The following is a 24888-nucleotide window of genomic DNA, read 5'->3' as shown; positions in this document are numbered from 1 at the left end:
ATGCAAGAAATCGACTCGCTCATCAGCGATTTTGTCGCTCGGCGTTTTGAGTCCCATCCCTTCCCGCGGGCGCTCGCCATTGCGCGCTCGTCTCCAGCAAATGCACAGCTGCTCGCGCTGCGGTTGCTGCGGGAACTTCCTGAGCACGCCACGCTGCAGAATGCCATGTTCACCTTTGTGCCCGCCGATGGTTGGCAGGAATTGGTGAATGAGGCGATCGAAATTATGCGCACGGATCAAGCGCATGAGCCGGCAGCTGCCGTCATCGAGCATGCGGCGCTGCAATCGTTGGCGACTTTGCATCCGCATTTGCCCGAGCTATTTCGCTTGGCTCCCAATCGCGGTACGCATTGCGAAAACTGGCCGTGGCGGGAAGCGAGTCCCGCCGATGTCAAGCATTTGGTTGCTGTTATCAAGGCGTCTGCCGAAGAGCAAAGCGAATGCTTGCGGGCCTGGGAATACCTGCTGGAATCGCGTTCGCCGGAATTGCTGGAGCAAGCGCTGGTCTTGAGCGAGCGCGTCGAACTCAATTTGAAAATGAGCGAATGGGGACTGCCGCCATCACTGACGACGGCGGACTTTATGCATGAAGTGGGCGTTGAGCAATTAACAAACGGATTTCGTCAGCTGTATTCGCGAGACGCCTGGCATCTCGTCTTCGCCGAGGATTATTTCGTCGAGAAGAAACCCGTTTGGAGCTCGCGCGAGAATCATCCCACGTGGCAAGCTCCCGCCCATGGCGATTGCGAAACGGTGCAGATCGGTGGACCAGGAAGTTCCGTGTGTCGCAGTTGCCAAGGGGAACTGCATCGCCTCGTGTATTTCCCCACAACGAACGCAATGCCGGGAGTAACGCTGCCGCAGCTGTCGATCGAAACATGCCTTTCCTGCCTCGGCTGGGAGGTTGGGCGGATGTTCTATCAGCACGACGAGCAAGGACTTCCCAGTTGCCTGGCGAGCACCACCTGCAAGCCGAAGTTTCCCAGCACTGGGCTCGCCGCAGCCGCAGCGAAATTGGTTCAGCAGGGTGAACGCTGGCGCTGGCAGACCTGGGATGATGCCCAAAATCTGAATCGCGTCGGCGGCCATCCGGTTTGGGTGCAGTCAGCCGAGTATCCGCCGTGCCCGCTCTGTCACCAAACGATGTCATTCCTGCTGCAACTCAACAGCGAATTGACCACCACCAACCGCCGCGAGTTCATGTGGGGCTCGGGCGGTTTGGGATATGTCTTTTGGTGCGACGCCTGTCGTGTGAGCGGACTGCTGTGGCAATGCACGTGATTGCTCGCCTCACCCGCCCCACCAGCGTCTCAAAATTCCCGCAATCGCGAATTGCACTCCCAGAATCGTCATGACGGCCAGCATGTTGGTAAGACTCCATCGCCAACGCAGTGGAATGGCGACGGTCTGGCTCGCGCGCAAGCGGTTCGACCAGGTCCAATTCGCAATCGCCACGAACAGCGCGGTCATGTACAGCAACACCAGCATGTACCAGCGACCCTCGCGCAGAATGTTGCCCGTTCCCAGCAACATGCCCGTGTAATCGACAAAGGGAATCGTGAGCATGACGACGACGAAAACGAGCAGCTGCGTGATCGTTGTGGCCGCATCGCGATTGCGCTGGAAGATCGCCTGGTACTGCTTCCAGGCAACAAATAGTGTGATGCCGATCAGCAGCAGTGCGGGAGGGAGTACGGCGCCGATGATTTCGCGAGAATCGCGCATGCACAAGATGGCGAACGCGGCTGCCAGAAAGAGTTCGCAGCCCACCAGCACAACGCCGGCTCCCAGCAAGTGAAACCAGGAGGGGCGAGGTGGCTGCGGTGCGTTCATACTGTATTAGTTGAACAGGAAGTGGCAAATATCCCCGTCGCGCATGATATAGCCCTTCCCTTCGACGCGCATCTTGCCGTTGGCGCGGATTTCTTTTTCGCTGCCGTATTTTTCGAGGTCTTCCAGCGAATAGACTTCGGCGCGGATGAAACCCTTTTCGAAGTCGCTGTGGATCACGCCAGCCGCTTGCGGGGCCGTGGCGCCGACGGGAATCGTCCGCCCTACACGCGCATGTGCCGCACGCTCCGCGCGTGGTTCATTCAAACGGCGAATGAGCACACTGCAGAAAGAATCTAGAGCCTACGACTCAAATCGTCGCCAGGGTTTATCTTTGGCGACTCGCACTGCCGACCAGCCGGGCGGAAGATCTAAAATTGCCTTGATGGTCGGATCGAGTTCCTCGATTTGCTTCAGTGAGATGATCGTCGCATCCTTCTCGCTAACGTCGCCGCCATCGAGGAATTGCCAGTCTCCTTCGTCGTCATGCGTCACGTAGAGGATTGGCTTTTCTCCGGAAGTAATTCGCTTCAGCGTGATGGCTGCCACGGCCTCGTTGCCTGCGACCCGTTGGTCTTTGGCGGTTGGCGATTGCTCTGCTGGCGCGGTTTTTCCACAACCTGCCAGCACGCAGCAAATGAGCAACAGGCAACCAAAAGGAAGTTTCATGCGCGCAACCGGGATCATTAATTAAACAGGAAGTGGCAAATATCCCCGTCGCGCATGATGTAGCCCTTCCCTTCGACGCGCATCTTGCCGTTGGCGCGGATTTCTTTTTCGCTGCCGTATTTTTCGAGATCTTCGAGCGAATAGACTTCGACGCGAATGAAACCCTTTTCGAAGTCGCTGTGAATCACGCCAGCCGCTTGCGGGGCCGTGGCGCCGACGGGAATCGTCCAAGCGCGAACTTCTTTTTCGCCAGCCGTGAAATAGCTCTGCAGGCCGAGCGTGCGATAGGCTTCGCGGGCCAGCTTGGCGAGGGCCGGTTCGGTCAGGCCGACGCCGGCGAGCATTTCGCTGCGGTCGGGCTCTTCGAGTTCGGCGATTTCCGCTTCCAGCTTGGCGCACACGGGCACGATGCCTGCGGAAATCTTTGTCGCAAACTCGCGAACCTTTGTCACCATCGCGCCTTTGCCTTCGAGATCCGATTCGTCGACGTTGGCAACAAACAAAATCGGCTTGGCCGTCATCAGGCCGAAGCTTTGAATCGCTTCCTTCTCGAGCGGCGGCAGCGTCAAGCTGCGCAGCGGTTGTTCCTTCGCCAGATGCGCCATGCAAGCTTCGATCGCCGTCACGCGCAGCTTGGCTTCCTTGTCGCCGCTACGGGCGGCCTTCTGCGCCTTTGGCAGGGCAACTTCCAGGGCTTGGATATCGGCGAGCATCAGCTCCATTTCGATCGTTTCGATGTCCGACAGCGGATCGACATTGCCGGCCACGTGAATGACGTCGTCATCCTTGAAGCAGCGCACGACCTGCAGAATGGCATCGACCTGGCGAATGTGACTGAGGAATTTGTTGCCCAGCCCCTGGCCTTCGCTGGCCCCCTTCACAATGCCGGCGATGTCGACCAGCTTGAGAATGGCAGGGATGGTTTTTTGCGGTGGAATGAATTTGCAGATTCGCGCGAGCCGATCGTCGGGCACGCTCACAATCCCTTCGTTGGGCTCGATCGTGCAAAACGGATAGTTCGCCGCTTGAGCGCCCTGGGTGCTCGTCAGCGCGTTGAAGAGCGTGCTCTTACCGACATTGGGGAGACCGACAATCCCAGCTTCCATCGCAACTCTTCCTAAATGCTGACCTTCGCAAAACGCAAGCCACTTAGTTTCCCGTCAATGCCCAAAACGAACAAGGGCAGGTTCGCCGCAGATTTAACCGTCTAAAATCACCGCATGGACCTCACTACCCCCGCCGTGCTGTTCCCGGCCATCTCGCTGCTGTTGCTGGCCTTTACCAATCGCTTTTTAGGGCTGGCGCAGGTCATTCGCAGTTTGCACGAAAAGCATCGCGCCCAGCCCGATGAACTGATCGTCGCCCAGATCGGCAGCTTGCGGCGGCGCGTCCGCCTGATTCGCAGCATGCAGACCCTGGGGGTTTTAAGTTTGATCCTCTGCACCGTCTGCATCTTTTTGATCTTCGTGCAGCAATTGCGGATTGCCGAATATGTCTTCGGCGCGAGCCTGGTGTTGATGGTGGGCTCGCTCACGCTATCGCTCTGGGAGATTCATATCTCGGTGCATGCGCTCGATCTGCAGTTGCGCGACCTGGAAGGAAAGCCCTAGGGACGGAGCCGACCGTAGATTGCTTTTTTGGCGACAACCACGCAGAATGAAAGGCACTCTTCTCTTCTTGTCAGGAACAGATTCATGCGTCGCGGATTCACCGTCGTTGAGTTGCTGGTGGTGATCGCCATCATTGGCGTAATCACCTCCCTCACCATTCCTGCCGTGCAGATGGCCCGTGAGGCGTCGCGGAAGACAACTTGCTCCAACAACCTCAAGCAGCTGGCGATGGCTGCTCAATCGCACAATACGACGTTCGAATATTTTCCGAATGCAGGCGGCCTCAGTGGTGCGAGTCGCAGCAAGACGACGTCCGGCATTCCCAAACGGTCGATCGAGCAGGATTGGGGCGTATTTTATCAGCTGCTGCCTTACCTCGAACAGGAAGCTCTGTTTTCGAATACCAACGACGCCCAAGTCGCTGGCGCTAAGCTCAAGCTGTACTTTTGCCCCACGCGCCGGTCGCCGACCACTGTCAGCGGCAGCACGGAGAATGGTTTGACGGGAAGCGATCCGCGCGGCGGGGTCGACTATGCGGGCAGCGGCGGCGACCAGCAGGGAGCAGCAGCATTTCCTGCAACCGGCAACATGAACAACCAGAACGGCGTGATCCTACCTCGCCCGAATGCTGTTCCGATGATCGTCACGAATAGGATAACCTCGCAGGAGATCGCTGATGGGCTGTCTAACGTAGTGATGTTTGGCGAGCGCAATTTTAATCGCAAGCCGATCGGAACTCAGTTCGACGAAGACAACGGCTTTATCAATGGCTGGTCATTCGACACGATTCGCTGGGGCGCTAAACGTCCAAATCAAGACCGGCCGATATTGACCGAGAGCCTCACATCCACCTACGACTACCGCTTTGGCGGTTCACACTCTGGGGTGGTATACCTCGCCTTCTGCGACGGCTCGGTCAGGGGCTTCCTGCTTTCAAAGAGCATCGACGACTTAGCGTTTCGCCAACTCGTGAATCGGCGGGACGGAAAGTATCCGCAACTTGACTAAGTTTGGTCCAGTTGCCCGACAACTTGTAACCATTCACGCCAGCGTGAACAGCTACATGGCGCACCTACGCCGGACCAAAGTTGTCAGCGCTGCCGTGTCTTTGTCGAGCCGGATGGTCGGTCGGCGTGATCACCCAAGGCAACATAGAAGCTCAATTGCCACCACCCGTATTAGTGGCAATAAAGTGTGATATTTGGGGCGCGATATTGCAGGTTGTTTTTGTCACTAAGCCTTACCTAGAAAGGACTTGTGGACAGAACTGCTGTTTGCATCACCTGTTATAATCTAGGGGTATGAAAGGGGGGGCTGTGTTTCGCGGCCACCCTTCGTTCCGAGGTCGAAGTATGAGCCGGCGTGAACGGCTACTCGCTGGCTTTACTCGCCCGGCCACCTTTCACGCTCCGGACATTCACTTCCACCGGGCCGGTTCCCTCGACGAGCCAGCGAACGTACGTTACGCCATAGCTGCCGATCGAATCGAGCTTCACGGCAGCGGGGTCGCGCTTTTGTTCCGTCGGACTGCGAAAGAACGGCTCGTTGCTCTTCAGCGCGAGGACGACCTTTTTCAGATCCTTGCCGGTTAGTTCCACCATGTCTGGCGGCGTGATCTTGCGCTGCACGTCGGCCCACGAATGCGTCGGCACGAGCTTCGGGTTCTCGATGATCGCGGTCACTTCGCGCAAGCCATTGCCCAGGTCTTTGGCCGTCACCGACTGAACCGAGACCAGCGGCAGCGAATCGGCGTGATAGAGCGTGAAAGCCATGTTGCGATGGCATTCTTCTTCCAGCAAAAAACTCGGCGGCTGGCGGATCCAGTTCTTCCGCATGCCGCCTACTTCGATCTTGCCGTACTGCGGATGCTCGATTTCTTTCCACGGCGAAAACCCGTCGCCGAGCAGCATGTACTTGTCGAACATGTGCTGGGTTTCGCTGCTGCCAAAGAAGCCGTCATGGCCCGGCTGGCGGAAGTAGTTGAACGGCGTGAAGAGTTCGTTGGTGAACGTCCACACGCCGCGACTTTGATGCAACCAATCGACTTCGCCGCCCCACACTTCGTACAGATCATTCGCGATGTTCATGTAACGGTAGCCAGGCAGCATTTCCGCGGCCCGTTTGCCCATCACGTCGTACACGCGCAGATCGGCGCCCTCGAAGGAATCTTCCTTCGCGCCCGGCCCGCGCAGAATCATGCCGCCGGCATTGTGATAGGACTGAGCCCCCGCGATGTTCGGCCGCGAAGTGATGAAATCGGCGACGTGGCGATTCTCGAGAATCGAATACGGATAGCGATGCGCCCCGTTCTGAATGTAGTCGGGCTGCCAGTTCCAACCCCAATCGCGATTGGGATCGTAATAGCCGTCGCCATCCTCATTCACCCGACCGTCGCCGTCGTTGTCTTTCCCTTCCTGGCCCAGGAGCGTGTACTCGCCCTTCTCGCCTTCCTTCACCTGAATCATCAAGTTCGGATAATCCGGATGGGCTTTGTAGCGGCCGTTCTTATCGCGGACGCGCATCATCGTGATGCTGCCGTCGCCGTCGAGATCGTCGGGGCCATCTTCATCGACCAGGCCGTCCTTGTCGTCATCAAAGGGTCGCTGGCCGCTCCGCGGCGAGTGCGTGGTATTCGCTTCATAGAAATGCGCATCGCGCGAATCGGGGCTCATCATCGGCATGAGAAAGAAGACCCGTTCATCAAGCAGCCGCTTGATCGTTTCGTTCTCTCCGCGCATCTCCAGCAGCGTCCAAGCGGTGTAGAGCACCACTTCGGTGGCCTGGATTTCATTCGCATGAATGGCGCCGTCGATCCACATCGCCGGGCGGTCTTTGTCGTCACCCTTGGCAAAATTGGTGATCGTGAGGACCCACATCTCGCGCTTGCCATAGGTTCCGCCAACCGACTGCAGCTTCGCATACTCGGGATAAGCGGCGGCCAGATCGTGCAACAGCTTGGTGCTTTCGGTGTAATCGTGATAACGGTTCCACTGCGCCGGCACCTTCGGCGTCGTTGGTGTGCCGATGGTTTGGTAGGGCGTTTTTGGTTTCTTGGCTGGTTCTTGCGCAGTAGTCAGCTGACAAATACAAAAGCAAAGAACTGCTATCAATCCAAGGTTTTTCACAAGACTCCGCGTGTGCCACTGGCTCAGCCAGTGAGAGTTGCAGCCGAACACGGGTTTCTCGATCGTTGGATAACTCATTTCGCCACCGCCTCTCCGACTGCCGGAGCCCACGCTCGAACTTTGAATTCAAAACCTTCCGGCAATTTTCCGTCGCCCGGCAAGCGAATCAGCCAGGTACGCTCGCTCTTGCCAGTCACACCCGCGAGGCGATTGATTTCGCTACGCGGACTGCCTTGCACAAAGACCGTGTCCTTCGGCACCTGCAGTTCGACCTGCAGCGGATAAGGAATGCCGTTCACGCTTCCCATCTCCGGCATCGTCGGCAGGTAGCCACTGTTGGCCACTGTCACTTTCACGCGATAGACGCCGCCACCGAGTGCTTCGGCAGAGAATTCACGCAGTTCCAGCTTCGGCAAGAAGTCAGGAAGCTTCTGCAGGAACGTGACGTGCTTTTCGGCCAATTTATCGAGCTCGGCGGCCGGCGGATTGAGATCGACGAGCGGTTTGAAACCACCGACTTCAACCTTTTGATTCGGAAAATCGGGATGCTTGATCTCTTTCCATGCCACAAAGCCGTCAATCTTGTTCGCCGCTAGCCAGTTCAACAGATTGATCTGCTCACTGCCGCGTTTTTCGCCCGATGACTTTTTCTCTTCCTTCTTGGGATCGTCTTTTTTCGCCTCGTCCTTGTCGTCATCCTTGGCCTCTTCTTTTTTCGCTTCGCTCTTCGGCACCCACCAACTGCGGGCATTCAGCGACCACCGGCCGAAGTGAAAATAAGACCAACGGCTGAATTGACCATGTCCATCGGGCGGCGACGGTGCATCGCTGCCGCCGTGGATCTTGCGATACGTTTCGGCAATGAAATCCGCCGCCGTAGCGTCGCTGCCGAGAATGTTCTTCTTGATTCGTTCCTTCTCAGTCTGCGAGTTCGGCTTCCAAGTGTGGAACAAGTTGTCATCAAGCGAGAAGGTGAAAACGGCCGCGATGTGCGGATGATCGAAGAAGAAATCAGCCACCGCGCGGCATTCCGGTTCGCTCACCGCATTCGGGCCGGTGTTGGGGGTGAACGGCTTGTAGTTGAACGTGAAGTTGCGATCGAAGGCCACGCCATCACCGGCGTCTTCGTTCCATTGCTCGTCGTGATCGTCGTCGATCCCTTCGCTAAGGATGCGATACTTGCCGCGCTCGTTCTTCTTCGGATCTGCCGTGATCAGCACGCGCGGATCATCGGGATGCGGCATGAGCGTGCCGGCAGGGTCTTCGATGCGCATCTGCGTGATGAAACCATCGCCGTTGAGATCGTTCGGTGGATCTTCGCCAAAGGCAAAGTCGCGATCGTCGTCAGTCTTGCGATCGTTCCCTGCCGGCACGCGGAAGGGACGAGCAAAACATTTTTCACTGCCATCGGGATCAGGCCGAGGAATGATATAGAGCGTGACTTGCTCAAGCAGTTTTTTGACTTCGTCTTTGTCGGCATTCACGATCAACTGCTCTGCCATTCGCAGCGCGAGTTCGCCGCCGGACAGATGACTTCCTTGCACGTTGCCGACGACGGCGAGGGCTGGCTTTTTGTCCTTGTCCTTGCCGATCGTGATCAGCCAGACATCTCGTCCGCCGGCGCTCTTGCCGAGCGAAACAACTTCGGCGAGATCACTGTCGTCGAGCTTTTTGACGGCGGCTGAGAAGTCTTCGTGATTGCGATAGCCCACGAGGGCCGGACTCGTCGGCTCTTGTGCGGCTGCGATCACCGACACGCAGAGCCAGGCGGCTGCAACAGACCAGAAAATACGCATAGGCGGAATAATCGTGCGCGGGAGGAAACAGCCAGGGAACGGATCTTCAAGAATAGCATAGTCGGCGGGAGAGCTTCCCAATGGCTGACTGGGCCGGCGAAAACCCGATTGCTGGTATTTTGCCTTGCCGGAACCGGCGACGCTCCTGGCACGGATTGGGTCGCACAAAATCTCAGATTCCCTGTGAACCACCCCTTCGCTTTTGCGGTACGTCAGAGAAGCGGCCCGGTGTTGCTGCCATTTGCAGGCCGACGTTTTTCAGTCGCACTGCCCGGTTACTTGTGAAAACCGCGGCCACGCGATAGCTTCGATAGTTTACGCCGTTCTCTAGCGAGTCAGCCGTTTCATGCCCGTTTCGCAGATCATTCCGACGCACGAACCCGCCGCGCTCCCCGATCACCAGCGGATTGTCATCACTGGCATTGGCTTGACCGCGCCGAATGGCAACAACCTGGCCGAATATCGGGCCGCGCTACTCGCCGGCAAGAGCGGCGTGACGGCGTACGAAATTCGCTATGTCGGCGAGACCCTGGCCGGCGTGTGCAAGTTCGACGCGCTCCGCTATCAGTCGAAAAAAGATATACGCCGCGGCACCCGCGCGGGCAGCGTGGGCATCTACTGCACCAACGAAGCCGTTCGCGACGCCGGCCTCGATTGGGCCGCCGTCGATAAGAGCCGCGTCGGCATTTATCTGGGCATCACCGAGCACGGCAACGTCGAGACCGAGAACGAAGTTTATGCGTTGAAGGGTTACGATTACGACACGCAGTTTTGGTCGCACCATCACAACCCCCGAACCGTGGCCAACAACGCGGCTGGCGAAGTGGCCCTCAACATGGGCGTGGTCGGGCCGCACTACACCATCGGCGCCGCGTGCGCTGCCGGCAACGCGGGCTTGATCCAAGGCGCGCAGATGCTGCGACTCGGCGATTGCGATATCGCGCTCGCCGGCGGCGTGTCCGAAAGCATTCACACCTTCGGCATCTTTGCGAGCTTCAAGAGCCAGGGCGCTCTCGCCACGCATGCCGATCCCGAAAAGGCTTCGCGCCCCTTTGATGTGAATCGCAACGGCATTGTCGTCGCCGAAGGTGGTTGCACTTATGTGCTCGAACGACTCGATGACGCTCGCCGCCGCGGCGCGAAGATTTACGGCGAACTCGCCGGCTATGCGATCAATACTGATGCGACCGACTTTGTGCTGCCGAACCCCGAACGCCAGGCCCAATGCGTGGAACTCGCGCTGAAGCGGGCCAATCTCACGCCGCGCGACATCGACATCGTGAGCACGCACGCGACCGGAACGGGTCAAGGCGATGTGCAGGAATGCGATGCTCTGCGGCGTGTGTTTTCGGGCAGTGACAAAACGTATTTCAACAATACGAAGAGCTTCATTGGTCACGCGATGGGCGCTGCCGGCGCGCTCGAGCTCGCCGGCAATCTGCCGTCGTTTGAAGACAACGTGATCCATCACACGATCAACGTCGACGAGATGGATGAAGAGTGCGCACTAAACACGATCGTCATCGGCGAACCCCGCCGCGTCGAACGAGTCAATTACATCCTCAATAACTCGTTCGGCATGCTCGGCATTAACTCGGTCGTGATCATCAAGCGCCCAAGCTAATTGGCAGCGATCGTAGGGTGAGTCGAGCGGCACTCCGCGAGGCCCACCAAGCTGACGACATCCGGGAGGGCGAGGCGGGCTACGGAATTTCAATCCGCAGCGGGCCAGCCGTGAGAATGTTCGAATCGGGAGCCATCTCCACTCCTAGCGTCGTGGCCGTGTTGAACGCGGCGGGGATGTCGCCGTTGGCGGTTTGGATTTCAATGCGATAGTAGCCAGGCGCCAGGCCGTGCGGCTTATCGTCCGATTCAGGTGCGCTGGGCATAACCCGACCCTGAGCATTGGTCTGGCCGGCGCCGGCTTGCAAGGCGGTTCCTAAAAAGGACTCGGGAACGATCTTTACGTCGGCGCTGGCCAGCGGTTGGCCGTGGCGTGTGATCATGAGCACTAGCTGCATCCGCGCCACCTTGGTGTTGGCCCAGGCCGCGATTCGCCCGTTGATCTCCGCCGCCGAAAGCTTGCCATCTTGATCGGTATCGCCTTGCTTCAGGCCAGCTTTCAATCCCGGCGCCTTGGCCAGTTCCTGTTCGCTCAGCAGGCCATCTTTATCGGCATCGAATTGTTCGATGGCCGTAGCCGCTGCATTCCTGGCGGGGGCTTCGGGAATAACGCGCGAGGGCGCTCCAGAACAACCGACGAACAAAACGCCAAGGCAAAGTGTGCAGAGGAATCGCATGGGAGGGTGCATTCAAGGTTGCGTAAATCAAGCGAACAACGTCAGCAAATGCGAGCCGGCATTCTACAAGCCGGGGCGGGCTATCGCTGCGCGCGGGGCCGACTTACGCTACGAGTTCCGCCCGCGGTTTGTTGTAAGCTTCTAGTTCGAGAACGATCATGCTCAATCAGCAATTCACGCGTCGTCAGGTGCTCGGTTCGCTCGCGGGAACGTCGGCTGCCGTCGCCTGGGGAGCCTCACTGCCGGCGGTGCACGCCGCCGAGACCGACAAACCGGTGGCGTTTGCGCTGGTGAGCGACACGCACTACCTGGCCAACAAGGAATCGCCTGGCGAACTCTTTGCCGATTCGGCCGCGGTGACTTCGCAACTCATCAGCACGCTCAACGCGCTGCCGGGCAAAGCAATTACTGCTGAGGCCGGCGGCGGAATGGTGGCTGCCTTGCATGGTGTGATTCACGCGGGTGACCTGATCGACACCGGTGACAAATCCGGCGGCGCGCATGAAAAGATGCAAGCCACGGAGTTCGCCGCCTTCGAGCACGACTTCGGCCTGAACGGTAGCGACGGCAAATTGAAATTCCCTTGCTACGAAGTGCATGGCAATCACGACGCCCCGCGCGGTACAGGCCTGGTGCTTGACGGAATCAAGGCTCGCAATCAAAAACGGCCCGGCTTGAAAAATCTCTCTGCCAACGGTCTGCACTACTCGTGGGATTGGGGACCGGCCGATCACCAGGTTCATTTCATCAACCTGGGAATCGTCGTCGGCTCGTCGCAAGACAAAGAGAACCCGCGCCGCTACAACCCGCTCGACAGCTTGGAGTTTTTGCAGGATGACTTGCAGAAAAACGTCGGCGACAGCGGCCGGCCGGTGGTGATTACGCACCACGTCGACGTGCAGCGCTACTCTACGCCCTGCGATGCCGACCCGAAGAACTCCGCCAAGGAATGGCATCCTTGTGACGCCCGCGGCTTTCACGCCGCGCTGGCGAAGTACAACGTCATCGCCATTTTGTACGGCCACACGCACTCGCGAAGCGTGCTGAAATGGAACGGCACGCAGACGCGCACGGAACAGGGCCTCGATCTATTCAACGTCGACAACGGAGCCCACTTTCGCAGTGATACGCAGGCCTTTTTCTACTTCGAGGTCACGCCCAGCAAACTCACGGTTCGCGAACTAGCCACCACCGACCGCTGGCAAACCGCGAACTGGACGCCGCAAGTTTGGACGCGCGAACTGAAGAAGGCGTAAGCACGCGAGCAAATGGTGTCTAATCGGCCTCCACCGAGCTTGCTCGGTGGAGCCTTGATTTTGCACCAGACAGGCCGTTCCGTGCGTCTTTCGCCCCCACTGACCTTGGTCGGTGGAGCGAATGATTTCGTCACCACGCAATCACATGCTCCACCGAGCAAGCTCGGTGGGGGCAAATATTGTGAGGATTCTGTTCTGGTGCAGAATCGTTTCACCACCGAGCAAGCTCGGTGGAGTCATTTGAAGGATAGCTCGCTAATCCGAAACTTCTCCGCCGGCCATCGTGATCAGGCGGGCGACGAGGCGAATGTCGGTCCCCTTCGCGAGCAGCCTGACGCTGGCGTCACCCATCAGGGCGTGAGCGCCGCCGGGATGGAAGGCGTAGATCTCGTCCTTGTTACAGCAGTTGATGGCGCACTTATCGACAAGGGTCACGCAGTCGGGCGTGTAGCCGTGCAGCGTGTACGAACTATCAGGATCGGCCCAAGCGCTGCTGCTGCTCGCTGAAGTTTGGAGCTTTTGCGTCGTGTCATAGTTCTGTGGCCGGCCAGAGTCTTCGGCAATCCACGTGGTATTGGACAAGCCGTCGGTGATGTCGGCAAAACGATAGAGCTGATTTGTCCGCAGCGCGCCGTTGAGCATGTCGCCCTTCAAGCTGTCGACCAACCCCGCCGTCACCAATTCGGGCTGAACGGCCGAGACCGTTGCGTAGTCGCCACAGGCTGCTTTGTTAGTCGTGGTCCGTTTGTTGTTGGGCGTCGAAGGGCAGGCTTGCAGTTTTAGTTGCGTCTGTATCGCTTCGCGATTGGCTGCGTCATTCCAACTGACATTCAAGCTGTACTTGTCACGCAGATTTCCCTGCTCGACAAACGGCAGCAGAAACGCCACCCAGCCGTGCTCGGAACCATTCGGAATGTTGAACTTCAGATGAATCGCGTTGGGATAAGCGGCTGCCGACACGGTGCCGAGTTTGCCCGGCGGCAGGCAGCCGTAGGTATCGTGAAAATTCTGAAACGCGAGGCCCCACTGTCGCATATTGTTCGAGCATGACGAACGGCGAGCTGCTTCGCGGGCGGGGAGCAACAGTGCGACCAGCACGCCGATGATGGCGATGACCACCAGCAATTCGACGAGCGTGAATGCTGCGTCGTGCCGACGGGCGGAAGTGCGGCGGGGCAACCGATTCGGATGCATGGTGTTCGACTCTCTGGAGAGGTCCAGCGTAGATCGAGACAGATGAACAAGCCAATTAGCAAAACATCGCCCGCTTTGCTCCGTCTAGGTTATCGTTTTCTGGCGATAAAGCGAACTAGTTCGTGCGAATTTCCTCAACGAAATAGTCAACGGCCGCCTGCCCCGATCGCACGAATTCCGCTGCTCCTTAGCCCCGAACCACTGGATTCTTCAACACGCCAATGCCATCAATGGCAATCTCGACCACATCGCCCGCGTGGAGCGTGAAGGCGTTGTCGGGGACGATGCCCGTGCCTGTGAGGAGGAAGCAGCCGCTGGGGAAACTTTGGTCGCGGCCCAGCCAACTGATGAGGTTGTCGAAGGAACGGGCCATTTGGGCGGCGCTCGTGTGCCCTTCAAAGACCTTTGCGCCGGCGCGATGAATGGCCAGATTGATGCCGATGTCGGCGACGGCTGGCATGTCGCGATGGAGCGTGATCCACGGGCCGAGGCCGCAGCACTGGTTGTAGACCTTGGCTTGCGGCAAGTAGAGCGGATTGTCGCCCTCGATGTCGCGGCTGCTCATATCGTTGCCGATCGTGAAGCCGACGAGGTTCAACTTGCTGTTGAGCACCAGCGTCAACTCCGGCTCGGGGACATTCCAATCGCTGTCGACGCGAATCCGCACCGGCTTGTTCGGCCCTGAGACGCGATGCGGCGAGGCCTTGTAAAAAATCTCCGGCCGCGGCGAAGCATAGACTCGGTCGTAGCACGAGGCCGCCGTCTCGGATTCTTCCATTCGCGCGGTGCGACTCCGTTTGTAAGTGACGCCCGCGGCCCACACTTCTTGATGATCGATGGGCGCGAGCAATTCGACCAACGGCAGCGCGATCGGCTCGTGCGTGTGCGTCATGAAGTCGACGACTTCGTACGGATCGTCGGCTTCGAGAATGTGCGAGAGCGTCGGATAAGGACCATCGGCGGTGTGCAACGGCAGGAGTTGATCGCCTTCGATCCGACCGACACCTTGTTTGCCGTTATAGGCGTATTTTGCGAGTTTCATGAGAGAGTCTGAGGTTTGAATGTTGTTCCCTCGCCCCTGTACTCAGGGGAGAGGGTTAGGGTGAGGGGCGGAAGCTCATTGGTTGCGGCTACTCCGCATCAGCTTCTTCCCGGTGTTTCGCTTACTTCAGCAGCTTATCGATCAGGTAATCCGTCGTGCCTTTGTATTTCTCGTGAGGCATTTCAGGAGCCACCAAAACAACTTCCACGCCCGTTTCCTTCAGCTTCTCGGCGAGCTTCAAGCCGAGGACGCCGGAGTGAGTCGGGTCTTTGGGCGAGGAACCGACGACGGGCTTTTCGCCGCCGTAGAACAGGCCGATCGGTGGATCATCTTTGCTGACGAGTTCGATGGGCGAGTACTCCTTGATCCACGGCAGGATTTTCTCGCGCTCGTCGATCAGGGCTTGAAAATTCTTCAGGCCGAAAGCGTGCGCGCCGTAGCCGTAATTGGGCATCCACTCGCGGAGTTCTTTGCCATCGAGCGAAGTCTGAGCGCCGTTGACGGCGGCGCAGGTGAGACGCGTCGATTCGCGGGCGATCGGGTCGTCGCTCTTGGGATCGGCCAGGTCGTCGTGAAAGGCGAGCCACAGCGACGAAGCGCCGCCAGCCGAACCGCCGGTTGCGCCGACCCGGGTCTTATCGAGATTCCATTCCTTGGCCTTCGAACGTGTGAACTGCAGCGCGCGAGCCCCATCGCTCAGCGGAGCCTTCACCGGCGGTTCGACCTTATCTTCCGCCGCCATCTTTACGTAGCGATAGTTGATGGCGACGACCGAGATGCCCTTGTCGTTGAAGGCCTTGGGGTTGGTCTTTTTGTCGCCGGCCTGCCAGCCGCCGCCGTGAATGTAAAACACCACCGGCGTCGGCTTGTCGGACTTTGCTGGATAAAAATCGAGCACCTGCCGCGGATGTTTTCCATAAGGAACGTCAGTCAGCGGCTGCAGTTCCTCGGCCCGGAGTGCTGAAGCCAGGGATGAAAACAGAACGAGTACGCAGAGGAGTGCGTAGCAGGGAGTGATTCGCGCCATAAGAGAGAGCCCTCAGAGAGTTTGGGGATTTGACTGCCTGATTCAATCCGACTACTTCGGCAAACTATCGGCCAATTTTCTGATCCAGTTGCCATGCATGATACCGGCGATGTCGGGCTGACTGTAGCCGCGCTTTTCCAGAATAGGAGCGATCTGTTGCAGATCAGCAATCGAGTCGAGGTCCATGGCCGTTTGCTCAGTGCCGTAACCGCCGTCGAGATCGCTGCCGATGGCACAATGTCGCGCGGTGCCGGCGAGTTGGCAAACGTGATCGATGTGCAGGGCGATCGTTTCAATCTTGCAGCCGGTTTCCTGCGGCGTGGTTTTGCCACGGATCCAATTCGGCACCATCATCCAAGCATCGAACGCGCCGCCAATCACGGCATCGCGACGGATGAGTTCTTTCAGCTGTTCGTCGCTAAACTGCCGTTGATGCGGCACGAGCGCGCGACAGTTCTGGTGACTCGCCCAGACCGGGCCGCTCCATAGCGAAAGGGCTTCCCAAAAAGCATCATCAGTCAGGTGAGTCGCATCGAGACAAAAACCATAGCGGCCCATTTCCTTCACGAGCTCGCGACCCGCAATGGTGAGGCCACCTTCAGCGCCGGTGCCGGGACTGTATCGACCAGGGCCATAGTGCGCCGGCCCGATGCAACGAAGCCCGCTGGCCCAAGCCATTTCGAGATACGACAGGTCAACGATCGAATCGGCTCCCTCGAGCGTGAGGACATAACCGATCGGCGCGTCGGCAGGCGGGTTGTTCTGCCAGAGTTCGACATGCTGCAGCAGTCCGGCGCGATCGACGATCTGCTTCATCTCGCCAGCCCGTTCCATCGCGCGGTAATACGCGAGCTGCCCTTGCGTCTGGGCCCAAGCAATCTCCGGCGCGTGCCAACCCGGCAATGAATTTCCCTCGGCAACGTAGCGAGCGATCTGCGTCGCAATGCAGAGCCCGATTTGGCCGCGGCGCATCTCAGGAAACGTGCACACGCCCTTAGCTCGATCGACCTTGTCACTCTTGCCCAGTTCCCACCGCCGCACATCAGCGAGCGGCAGCGTGAGGTCTCGGTTCCATTCGAGCGCATTCATCGACAGATCGAGATGGCCATCGACCAAAAACATGGCGGGAGTCCTGAGGTGGGAAGTAGCGGAGAAGTGCAATGTAACCATGAGCGGAGCAGGTTGCCACTTTGGCCAAATAGCCGCGCGGCACGCTACACACCACTCGCCAACTCTTTCAGGGGGCGTTACTCGTGATTGGCGAGACTTCCGACCAATCAGCTCAGCTGCGGAAAGTGAAATCTCGCCGCTTTTTGTTGAATTCTCCGGCCTCGATGCTTTAAGCTAAGCAAGGGAAAGCACTTCGGGCTTTTTCTCTCCTGGGGATCATTTCCGGCGGAATCGCACGGATTTTGAACTCTGGGGACAGGCTATGGCACCCAATACTGACGTCGCACGAAGCAGCTTCGAGCTCCGTATATCATTCAGTAATCCAAACCCGGGCGGAAAGGACCAATGCCGATGGCGATCGACCTGCAAGACACCGCCCGGCAGCATTTCGACCGGATTCACCGGGCCGCCCTCGTGCTGAGCGGCAATCCCTGGGACGCCGACGATCTGGCTCAGGAAACCTTCCTGGTGCTCTCACGGCAAGGGGCGACCTTCGAGGGGCGGAGCAGCCTGTATACCTGGCTGTACGGCATTCTGCTGAATCTTGAGCGGCGGGAACGGCGCCGCGTTGGCATGCGGCGGAAGAAGCTGCAGGTGCTGTGGGATTCGGAGCCCGCCGAAGAGCGGACCACGCCCGGAGCCGACGCGCCGGCCGAAGTGCACGAGTGGAAGAACAGCCTATGGGCCCGCGTGGCTCAGTTGCCCGATGGCCAGCGGCAGTCGCTGGTGTTGCGGTTCAGCGAAGGGCTGCGCTACGAAGAGATCGCGGAGATTTTGGAGTGCCCACTGGGAACCGTGAAATCGCGGATTTTCCACGGTCTGGCCGCTCTCCGCAAATTGCTGGAACAAGAAGGGGAAGAAGCCAGCCAACTGCCAGCTTTCCCCGGTGAGGACCTCTCGCATGTCGTTTGATCCGATTCATGACCCGCTCGATGACCCGAATTTCGACGGCGAACTGCCGGATGATTTCGCCGCGCTCAGTGAGCAACTGCAGTGCGACGCGCAGCGGCTGAGCAGTGTTTATCCGGCCTGCCAGGCGCCGACCAAGCTGATGGAAGCGCTGGCCGCAGAGCCTCGCTCTTGGTGGCAGCGCCGACGGTTGCCGCTGGGGGTTTCGGCCGCCGCTGCCTTATTGCTGGTATGTGGTTTGACGCTGATTGTCCTCTCGCGTGGCAGCCAACAAACAGCCCAACCAGAAGCGAACCTCCCGCCCGAGAACGCTGTCGTCAGCGTGCCGGTTGTGAGCAATCCGGTGAATGACGCCGACCTGACGCCTGTTTCATTTCGCCCCGCCCTGGTCGATGTGAATGGTCCGGAGCTCGAAGGCTTGCTCGATCTCTGGCAGGAACAATCCCCTGTCGCTGGCCGCATTGCATTTTAGTTCTCGCAATCGATTATGACTCGCACCTTCCTCATCTTCGCTCTCTTGCTCGCCGCCAGCGCACCGCTGCCGCTGTGCGCGCAACAGGCTACCGGTGATTGGAAAGGGGCCGCCGCGAAACTGCAGCAGTCAGTGGTCACGGTTCGCATTCGCCGAATGGAAGCCGCGAAGCCAGCTGCCGAAGAAAAAGCCGCCGATGAACTAAGCGGCAAAGAAGAAACGAAGCCGGCCCCGCAAGCGTCGGTGATGGTCTGCACGGGCTTTTGCGTGTCGCCGAATAAGGTGGTCACGGCGACGCTTGTCGCCAGCGACGATCGCGTCCGTTTGACGCTCGCCGGCGGCGTGCAGAGCGATGCGAAGTTGCTCGCCGTTGATGAATACTCCGGCTTGTCGCTGCTCGGCTGCGAAGGAAAAGAGCTCACGCCGCTGAAGCTCGCCGCCGATGCTCCCGATGTCGGCGAACAAGTGATGACCGGCGCGGCTTGGGGTGTCGATCGGCCCATCGTTTCGGTCGGCATCGTGGGAGCGGTCGAACGAACATTGACTGGCCTACTATTGCCACCGCTATTGCAATGCGATCTGCGCACGGTCGAAACCTCAAGCGGTTCGCCGCTTGCCAATCGAGCCGCCGAAGTGCTTGGCATCATCCTCGCCATTGACGAACCGGTCGCACAGCGCGGTTGGACTTATGCGGTGCCAGCCAGCCACATCAGCCGCCTCGTTCGCAGCGTGGAAGCTGCCAACGGCAACGGCGTGGTGGTGCTCAAGCGTCGTCGGCCGGTGGTCGGCATGGTGCTCGACGGCAACGAAGAAATGGTGCTCGTGCAACGGATCACGGCGGGCGGGCCAGCCGATAAAGCGGGCCTGAAAGTGGGCGATCGCATCGTCGCCGTCAACGGCGTGCTGATTCGTTCAACCTATCAAGCCGTGCTACCGACCATGTACAAACAGCCGGGCGATACGATTCGCTATCGCGTCGAACGGGATGCAGGCGAGATCGAACTGACGATCACGCTCGGCGGCGGCGTCGAACTGCCGCAGCTACCGCACAACCAGCTCGGCCAGTTGATCCTGCCGCGCGTGGAAGTAGGTCGCAGTGCCGATGGCAACTACTTTGCCCAGTCGAGTCGCGGCCATGTTCGCGAACTCGCGGTGCCGCTCCCAGCCGACAAAGACAAAGAGCCGTTGCCGCCAACTGCCGAACAAAAGATCGATCTACTGATCAAATCGCTCGAGCGCTACCAGGCCGTGATCGATCACCAACAGCGAGAAATCAAATCGCTGCGGGAAGAGCTGAAGAAGAAGTAGTGCCTACTTCCGCGGCACATCAATGTTGAGTTCGCCATCGGCCTTAGGCAGATCCTGCGGAATGCTGCGCTCGGGAAACAAAGGCCTGCCGTTGGGGATCTCCGGACCGGCAACCCCATCGGTCGCATACACTCGTGCCATGTACTTGCCACCGACCGTTGCAATGCCGCCATCTTTGCGAGTATCAAACTCGCCATTCTTGATGATGGCAAATCCCTGTGGTCCGTCGGCGCCAGCTTGTAGGTCGGGGTCGAACGTGATGCTGCCGGCTGGAATGGGCTGGCCTTGGTACGTGATCTTGCCCCAGACGTGAAAGCGCTGCACCTTCTTTTCGCAACCACTCGCCGCAATCAAAGCGACCAACACAAAAACGGCGACCGACCAGCGGTGGAGCATGCGCGACTCGCTTCCTAGGATTTAAAAAATTGGCGACAGATGGGAAGCGGATTATTCGATCGTCTTCGGCTCGCCGCTGTTGCGGCTGGCAGTCGCTCGGTAAACGCCAAGATCGATGCTTTCGGTCACATAGCGAACCGCGCCGTCGCACATCGAAAAATTGGTGCCGCCAGGATGCTGGCTCCCCATCGTGATGCTGTTGAACAACGTGTTGGCCGCGAGCGTAGGCACGTTGATGCCGTCTTTAATGTTGCGGCAGCCGCAAATTTCGGCTGTCTGCGAAACATCGGTTCCACCGTTCGCGGTGCAGCCGCGGACCCAACTTCGAAATCGGGAACCGTATTTTTCATTGTGTTTCGAGTTCTCGCCGAGCATGAACGTGTTGGCCGTGCCGTCGATCACGTCCTTCAGCTTGTAGCTAACGTTGCGCAAGCACACGCCTTCCAAGCTCACGTAGTCATAACCATTGTCCATCCCGCTCTTCTCATAGGTGACGCCGGTCGTGCTTGCGCCAAGCGGCCCCATGTTGCCGTAGTAGTGGAACGTCCACGGAGAGTAAGTGCCCGCCGGGAAACCAGCAGGATTGGTGATGTAGTCGCCAGAGTTGTCGTAACTGTTGCCGCCCTTCATCATCTTTTGGGCTGGCGAACTCGGACACAGATAGGCGTCGATTTTGTTGATCGCCAGATGATTCTTCGAGGCTGCGGGCGTGTTGTAGTCGCCAGCCGTGAAGACGAACTTCTCATACAAGCCGCGCTGCTCGAGGTATGGCAGCACGAACACCGTCCAGTTCAAATCGTTGGTCGAGATGCACCCCGACGGCAGCGAGAGGAGTGAGTCGTGATAGTTGTGCCAAGCCAGCGAGACCTGCTTCATATTGTTCTGGCAGCGCATCCGCCGGGCGGCTTCGCGAGCAGCTTGCACGGCCGGGAGGAGGAGTGCAACCAGCACGCCGATGATGGCGATGACGACGAGCAATTCGACTAGCGTAAACGCCTGACGCAGCCCGCCAAACGAGCTCCGCCGATGCTTCCGGAGAGGAAGAAACATCGCAAACCTCCGCACAAGTGACTTCTGTTCCAGCCCAGTATCTTAACCGGCAGCAGCAGCGCGATCCAGAAAAATCGATCGCCCGCGAATTGCAGATTTTTAACTTTGCGCCATTCTAAGCGTCCGTACCTAACCAGAATAGAGCGACAAAGTTTCGGAATCGCACGGAAATGCGGAAAATCTTTGGCTGCCTACAGACGCATCAACATCAGCCAGGAAGCAATCGCGATGACTCCGCGCTGCGGAAATTCATCTATGTGGCCCTACCCCAATAGGAGTACGATACTGGCGGTTTTGCCAGATGGAGCAATACGAGTAGTTGAGGTGAGACATGGATGTCACGTTTGCGAAATGGTGCTGGGCACTTTTCCTGCTGTGCGGATTCGCCATCGGTTCAGCCGCACAAGCTGCGGATGATGCTGGCGTTGTAGCAGCGCAAATCGTCAAGGAATTCAAGGAACTGCGCGCAGCCGGCAAGACGGACGAAGCCGACAAAAAACTTCGCGATGCGGTGGAGACATACGAAGATCGGCTGCACCAACAGCCCAACGACGCCCAAGCTCACTTTGCGCTCGCACAACTAGTGGTGCATCTCGACCAAGTCGCGACCGCCGAAGTTCATTTGGAACAAGCCATTCAACTGGAACCAAACAATGCGGCCATGTACGCGTTCAAGGGAAAGTCGCATGGAGTCGCCAAGGAGTTTCCCGCGGCCATAAAAGCGCTCCGCCGCGCGCTGGAACTGGATCCTAAGAACGCCGAAGCCAGGATCTTGCTGGCCATGTGCTTAGCGAATCAGAACGAGACTGCCGAAGCGCTGTCGCAAACCCGCGAGGCACTTAAGTCGCTGCCGAAGAATCACGAAGCAACTACTTTGCTGGCAGTCATGCTCCTCGGCGCTAGCCAGCACGAGGAATGGGAACGCACGGTCCGTGAACTGGTGGCCGAGCGGCCGCAAGACGAGAAGTGCCGAGAGCTCTTGATAACTGGATTCCTCGTCCAGCAAAAGTTTGACGCGGCCTATCGCGAGTGTCTGGAGTTGCAGAAGCTCAAGCCGAACGATGCAGGGTTAGAAGAGCGGTTGGTCGTTCTAGCCACGCAGGCCAAGGAGCCTGCTTTGGCGGCCACGCATATCGAACGGCTACGTGAATATCGCAGGGCAGGCAAATTCACGGCGGGTGTCTTTCTCCGCGATCGATTTTTCCAGGGACCAAAGCAGCTTGCCGTCGAAGAAAAGTTTGAACTTGCGCCCGACGCGGGGACCAAGTTTGACTTTCACGTGCTCAACGACAAGGAGCAGGTCGACTACACGCTCTCCTTGATGTACTCGGAGGGCTTCAACGCATACTTGATCCGCGAGGGAAAGATCAAGGAAAACGAAAAGGCGTTCGTACTGGCAAAGTTGAAAAACGGCCAACCCGAAATCTTTGCCACGTTTACAACCCTGCCGACTTACGAAGAAGTTCGGAGCATGGTCGTCGAGGTCCTAGAGGGAACTCGACCGGGCGTAATTACGGCCAATCAAAAACGGCAGGCGCCAAATCGCTAACGGCAACCTAGCCCGTCATGCCGCCATCGACGGTTAGCACGGCGCCAGTCACATAGCTGGCTGCCGGGCTGGCGAGGAAGAGGACGCAGGCCGAGACATCTTCGGGCTTGCCGACGCGGCCGGCGGGGATTCGCTTCTTCACTTCGTCAAGAATCGAATCGCCGAGGACCTTCGTCATTTCGCTTTCGATAAAGCCAGGGCAAACTGCGTTGATGGTGACCTTGCGCTTGGCGAGTTCGCGGCTCATGCTGCGGGTGAAACCGATCAGGCCGGCCTTCGACGCGCTGTAATTCGTCTGGCCGGCGTTCCCCATCAGGCCGCTGACGCTCGACATGTTGATGATCCGGCCGTAACGCTGCCGCATCATCAAACGAGCCGCAGCGCGAGCAAAGAGGAACGGCCCGCGGAGGTTGGTCGCGATGACTTCGTCCCACTGTTCGTCGGTCATGACCGGCAGCAGCGTATCGCGGGTCACACCGGCGTTGTTCACGAGAATGTCGATTCGGCCCCACTTCTCGTTGATGTCGTTCATCAACTTATCGACGGCAGCCGATTCGCGCACGTCGCAAGGAAACGCTTCGGCCGTGCCGCCGGCAGCGGTTATGTCGGCGACCGTGGCCGCGAGCTTGTCAACGCTGCGGGCGATGCATGCCACCTTCGCACCGCTCTGGCCGAGGGCGATGGCGATCGATTTGCCGAGCCCCTGCGAAGCGCCCGTCACCACCGCGATTTGGCCGGTGAGATTGACTTTCAAGCTGTCGTAAGGATTGGCATCGGCCATGGCAATTGTCCTTGGATTTGTTTGGTTTGGTCCCCTCGCCTCGGTACTCCGGGGAGAGGGTTAGGGTGAGGGGTTAATGCGGGTGGATATGCAAGCGAAGGAAAGGTTTGCTGCGGCTCAGCCCCTCACCCCGGCCCTCTCCCCTGAGTACAGAGGCGAGGGAGTCCACACTTGCTGCGCAAGTGCATGGTTTTCATCAGCAATTAGCACTCAATCCCATCGGCGGCGACTTTGCGATCAATCCGCTTCAGCAATCCGCGGAGGACGCGACCAGGGCCGATTTCCCAGAAGGGAGTCACGCCCATGTTGAGCAGAACGCGCATCGAATCTTCCCAGCGAACGGGCGAGACGACTTGCTGCACCAGCAGGTGGCGAATTTCGTGCGGATCGTCGTGCGACAGGGCATCGACATTCGAGATGACCGGAATCCGCGGCGGCTTGATCGGCACATGAGCTAGCGCCGAGGTCAGGCGTTGCACGGCAGGAGCCATCAGCGGCGTGTGAAACGCGCCGGCGACCGACAAGCGAATGGTCTTCATCGCGCCGGCCTTTTCGGCGATGGCGGGGACTCGCTCACAGGCCGAAGTGTGTCCGCTGATCACGATGTTGCCGGGGCACAAATGATTGGCGATTTGCAGCACTTCGCCGGGTTGGCGAGCTTCGTCGCAAACGGCTTGCACCTTGTCCAGGTCAAGGCCGAGGACGCTGACCATGCCACTGGGAACGAGGTCGGCGGCGGCTTGCATGGCGCTGCCGCGCTCGGCGACCAGCTTCAAGCCGTCCTCAAACGTGATCGCTTCGGCAAAGACGAGCGCGGTGTATTCACCCAAGCTCAAGCCAGCGGTAGCTTTGGCTTCGGCGGCAACTTCCGGCTTCGTCGCTTTTAGCGATTCGAGGGCAGCGAGGCTGCAGACGAAGAGCGCGGGCTGGCTGTAGACGGTGGAGTCGAGCTTTTCGGCGGGGCCGTTGAAGCAGACTTCGGCCAGATCGTAGCCCAGGACGGCTTGGGCGCGGTCAAAGAGGGACCGCGCAGCAGGCAAGGACTCGGCCAATTGTCGACCCATGCCGACGGCCTGTGCACCCTGCCCGGGAAACAATAAGGCGATTTTACTCAAGACCTGTGGACTCGCGTTAGGTCTCTTCGGATTCGACAATCACTCGGCCCATGTAGTAGCCACACTTCTCGCACACAACGTGCTGGAGCGTGGCGTTGCTGCATTTGGGGCAGAACGACAGTTGCTTCGCCTTTTTGGCGTGGTGGGACCGGCGCTTGCGGGTCCGCGAATTCGACGATCGTCGCTTTGGAACGGCCATGACAGACTCTCAAACCAGGCGAAAAACCTGCGTACTCGTGGCAATAACTCGTGCCTGAAAACCGAGATAGGCAAGAAATGCCTTACTTGG

At 58.7% G+C, this 24888-nt stretch carries 25 protein-coding genes; 9 read left to right on the top strand and 16 right to left on the bottom strand.

The genetic code is table 11. The features are described 5' to 3' along the window. Positions 1–1281, top strand: coding sequence for a hypothetical protein (locus M9Q49_RS34860; protein ID WP_254513961.1), 1281 nt, complete (start codon positions 1–3; stop codon positions 1279–1281). A gap of 9 nt (positions 1282–1290) precedes the next feature. Here the strand turns inward: M9Q49_RS34860 and M9Q49_RS34855 are convergent, their stop codons facing one another. The 4 genes from M9Q49_RS34855 to ychF are packed head-to-tail and all read right to left on the bottom strand — an operon-like array spanning position 1291 to position 3605. Continuing rightward, positions 1291–1833: a hypothetical protein gene (locus tag M9Q49_RS34855; protein ID WP_254513960.1), complete on the bottom strand. Its 543-nt coding sequence runs from the start codon at positions 1831–1833 to the stop codon at positions 1291–1293. Positions 1834–1839: 6 nt separating this feature from the next. Further along, positions 1840–2112 carry a DUF933 domain-containing protein gene (locus tag M9Q49_RS34850; protein ID WP_315861230.1) on the bottom strand — a complete coding sequence of 91 codons (273 nt, stop codon included), beginning with the start codon at positions 2110–2112 and terminating at the stop codon, positions 1840–1842. Positions 2113–2133: 21 nt separating this feature from the next. After that, positions 2134–2499, bottom strand: coding sequence for a hypothetical protein (locus M9Q49_RS34845; RefSeq protein WP_254513959.1), 366 nt, complete (start codon positions 2497–2499; stop codon positions 2134–2136). Between the two features lie 17 nt (positions 2500–2516). Further along, entirely contained in the window at positions 2517–3605 is a 1089-nt protein-coding gene (gene ychF, locus M9Q49_RS34840) for a redox-regulated ATPase YchF (RefSeq protein ID WP_254513958.1), read from the bottom strand. Positions 3606–3719: 114 nt separating this feature from the next. On the opposite strand from ychF, the gene M9Q49_RS34835 reads away from it, so the two are divergent. Then, positions 3720–4109, top strand: coding sequence for a DUF2721 domain-containing protein (locus M9Q49_RS34835; RefSeq protein ID WP_254513957.1), 390 nt, complete (start codon positions 3720–3722; stop codon positions 4107–4109). Positions 4110–4136: 27 nt separating this feature from the next. Then, complete coding sequence (locus M9Q49_RS34830) at positions 4137–5117, top strand: DUF1559 family PulG-like putative transporter (protein WP_254513956.1); 981 nt, start codon at positions 4137–4139, stop codon at positions 5115–5117. 362 nt (positions 5118–5479) lie between these two features. On the opposite strand, the gene M9Q49_RS34825 is transcribed toward M9Q49_RS34830, so the two are convergent. Both M9Q49_RS34825 and M9Q49_RS34820 read right to left on the bottom strand, forming a co-directional pair. Then, positions 5480–7312, bottom strand: a complete 1833-nt coding sequence (locus tag M9Q49_RS34825) for a M14 family metallopeptidase (RefSeq protein WP_254513955.1) — start codon at positions 7310–7312, stop codon at positions 5480–5482. Next, complete coding sequence (locus tag M9Q49_RS34820; protein WP_254513954.1) at positions 7309–9030, bottom strand: M14 family metallopeptidase; 1722 nt, start codon at positions 9028–9030, stop codon at positions 7309–7311. The genes M9Q49_RS34825 and M9Q49_RS34820 overlap by 4 nt, the downstream gene beginning before the upstream one ends. A gap of 346 nt (positions 9031–9376) precedes the next feature. On the opposite strand from M9Q49_RS34820, the gene M9Q49_RS34815 reads away from it, so the two are divergent. Further along, on the top strand, positions 9377–10654 hold the full coding sequence (locus M9Q49_RS34815) for a beta-ketoacyl-[acyl-carrier-protein] synthase family protein (protein ID WP_254513953.1): 1278 nt from the start codon (positions 9377–9379) through the stop codon (positions 10652–10654). 79 nt (positions 10655–10733) lie between these two features. Here M9Q49_RS34815 and M9Q49_RS34810 read toward each other — a convergent pair whose 3' ends face one another. Continuing rightward, positions 10734–11330, bottom strand: a complete 597-nt coding sequence (locus tag M9Q49_RS34810) for a hypothetical protein (RefSeq protein WP_254513952.1) — start codon at positions 11328–11330, stop codon at positions 10734–10736. Between the two features lie 158 nt (positions 11331–11488). Here M9Q49_RS34810 and M9Q49_RS34805 point away from each other — a divergent pair, with 158 nt between their 5' ends. After that, a complete protein-coding gene (locus M9Q49_RS34805; protein ID WP_254513951.1) occupies positions 11489–12586 on the top strand; it encodes a metallophosphoesterase in 1098 nt (365 codons plus the stop codon). 255 nt (positions 12587–12841) lie between these two features. Here M9Q49_RS34805 and M9Q49_RS34800 read toward each other — a convergent pair whose 3' ends face one another. From M9Q49_RS34800 to M9Q49_RS34785, 4 genes are all read right to left on the bottom strand, one after another. After that, the gene (locus M9Q49_RS34800) at positions 12842–13780 is read right to left on the bottom strand and encodes a DUF1559 domain-containing protein (protein ID WP_254513950.1); all 939 of its coding nucleotides are present in this window, start codon (positions 13778–13780) and stop codon (positions 12842–12844) included. Between the two features lie 187 nt (positions 13781–13967). Then, positions 13968–14822, bottom strand: a complete 855-nt coding sequence (locus M9Q49_RS34795; RefSeq protein WP_254513949.1) for a fumarylacetoacetate hydrolase family protein — start codon at positions 14820–14822, stop codon at positions 13968–13970. A 121-nt stretch (positions 14823–14943) separates the two neighbouring features. Continuing rightward, positions 14944–15849 carry an alpha/beta hydrolase gene (locus tag M9Q49_RS34790; protein ID WP_254513948.1) on the bottom strand — a complete coding sequence of 302 codons (906 nt, stop codon included), beginning with the start codon at positions 15847–15849 and terminating at the stop codon, positions 14944–14946. A 51-nt stretch (positions 15850–15900) separates the two neighbouring features. Beyond that, complete coding sequence (locus M9Q49_RS34785; protein WP_254513947.1) at positions 15901–16971, bottom strand: dipeptidase; 1071 nt, start codon at positions 16969–16971, stop codon at positions 15901–15903. A gap of 393 nt (positions 16972–17364) precedes the next feature. Here M9Q49_RS34785 and M9Q49_RS34780 point away from each other — a divergent pair, with 393 nt between their 5' ends. Genes M9Q49_RS34780 through M9Q49_RS34770 form a run of 3 tightly spaced genes read left to right on the top strand, consistent with a single transcriptional unit; the run spans position 17365 to position 19708 of the window. Continuing rightward, complete coding sequence (locus M9Q49_RS34780; protein WP_254513946.1) at positions 17365–17931, top strand: RNA polymerase sigma factor; 567 nt, start codon at positions 17365–17367, stop codon at positions 17929–17931. Then, positions 17921–18400 carry a hypothetical protein gene (locus M9Q49_RS34775; protein ID WP_254513945.1) on the top strand — a complete coding sequence of 160 codons (480 nt, stop codon included), beginning with the start codon at positions 17921–17923 and terminating at the stop codon, positions 18398–18400. Before M9Q49_RS34780 ends, M9Q49_RS34775 begins: the two co-directional genes overlap by 11 nt. Before the next feature lie 15 nt (positions 18401–18415). After that, entirely contained in the window at positions 18416–19708 is a 1293-nt protein-coding gene (locus M9Q49_RS34770; RefSeq protein ID WP_254513944.1) for a S1C family serine protease, read from the top strand. A gap of 3 nt (positions 19709–19711) precedes the next feature. Here the strand turns inward: M9Q49_RS34770 and M9Q49_RS34765 are convergent, their stop codons facing one another. Further along, a complete protein-coding gene (locus M9Q49_RS34765; protein WP_254513943.1) occupies positions 19712–20104 on the bottom strand; it encodes a hypothetical protein in 393 nt (130 codons plus the stop codon). A gap of 51 nt (positions 20105–20155) precedes the next feature. After that, entirely contained in the window at positions 20156–21154 is a 999-nt protein-coding gene (locus tag M9Q49_RS34760) for a DUF1559 domain-containing protein (RefSeq protein WP_254513942.1), read from the bottom strand. A 331-nt stretch (positions 21155–21485) separates the two neighbouring features. On the opposite strand from M9Q49_RS34760, the gene M9Q49_RS34755 reads away from it, so the two are divergent. Beyond that, positions 21486–22703 (top strand): tetratricopeptide repeat protein, encoded by a 1218-nt coding sequence (locus M9Q49_RS34755; RefSeq protein WP_254513941.1) that lies wholly within the window; start codon positions 21486–21488, stop codon positions 22701–22703. 7 nt (positions 22704–22710) lie between these two features. Here M9Q49_RS34755 and fabG read toward each other — a convergent pair whose 3' ends face one another. From fabG to rpmF, 3 genes are all read right to left on the bottom strand, one after another. After that, entirely contained in the window at positions 22711–23484 is a 774-nt protein-coding gene (gene fabG, locus M9Q49_RS34750) for a 3-oxoacyl-[acyl-carrier-protein] reductase (RefSeq protein ID WP_254513940.1), read from the bottom strand. A 203-nt stretch (positions 23485–23687) separates the two neighbouring features. Beyond that, entirely contained in the window at positions 23688–24599 is a 912-nt protein-coding gene (fabD, locus tag M9Q49_RS34745) for an ACP S-malonyltransferase (RefSeq protein WP_254513939.1), read from the bottom strand. Positions 24600–24615: 16 nt separating this feature from the next. Further along, positions 24616–24798: a 50S ribosomal protein L32 gene (gene rpmF / locus M9Q49_RS34740; RefSeq protein WP_254513938.1), complete on the bottom strand. Its 183-nt coding sequence runs from the start codon at positions 24796–24798 to the stop codon at positions 24616–24618. Between the last annotated feature and the right edge of the window lie 90 nt (positions 24799–24888).

It is taken from the genome of Anatilimnocola floriformis (genome assembly GCF_024256385.1).
Taxonomy (GTDB): domain Bacteria; phylum Planctomycetota; class Planctomycetia; order Pirellulales; family Pirellulaceae; genus Anatilimnocola; species Anatilimnocola floriformis.
Note: the sequence above shows the minus strand (reverse complement) of the source record. Positions and strands in the feature narration are given on the sequence as shown.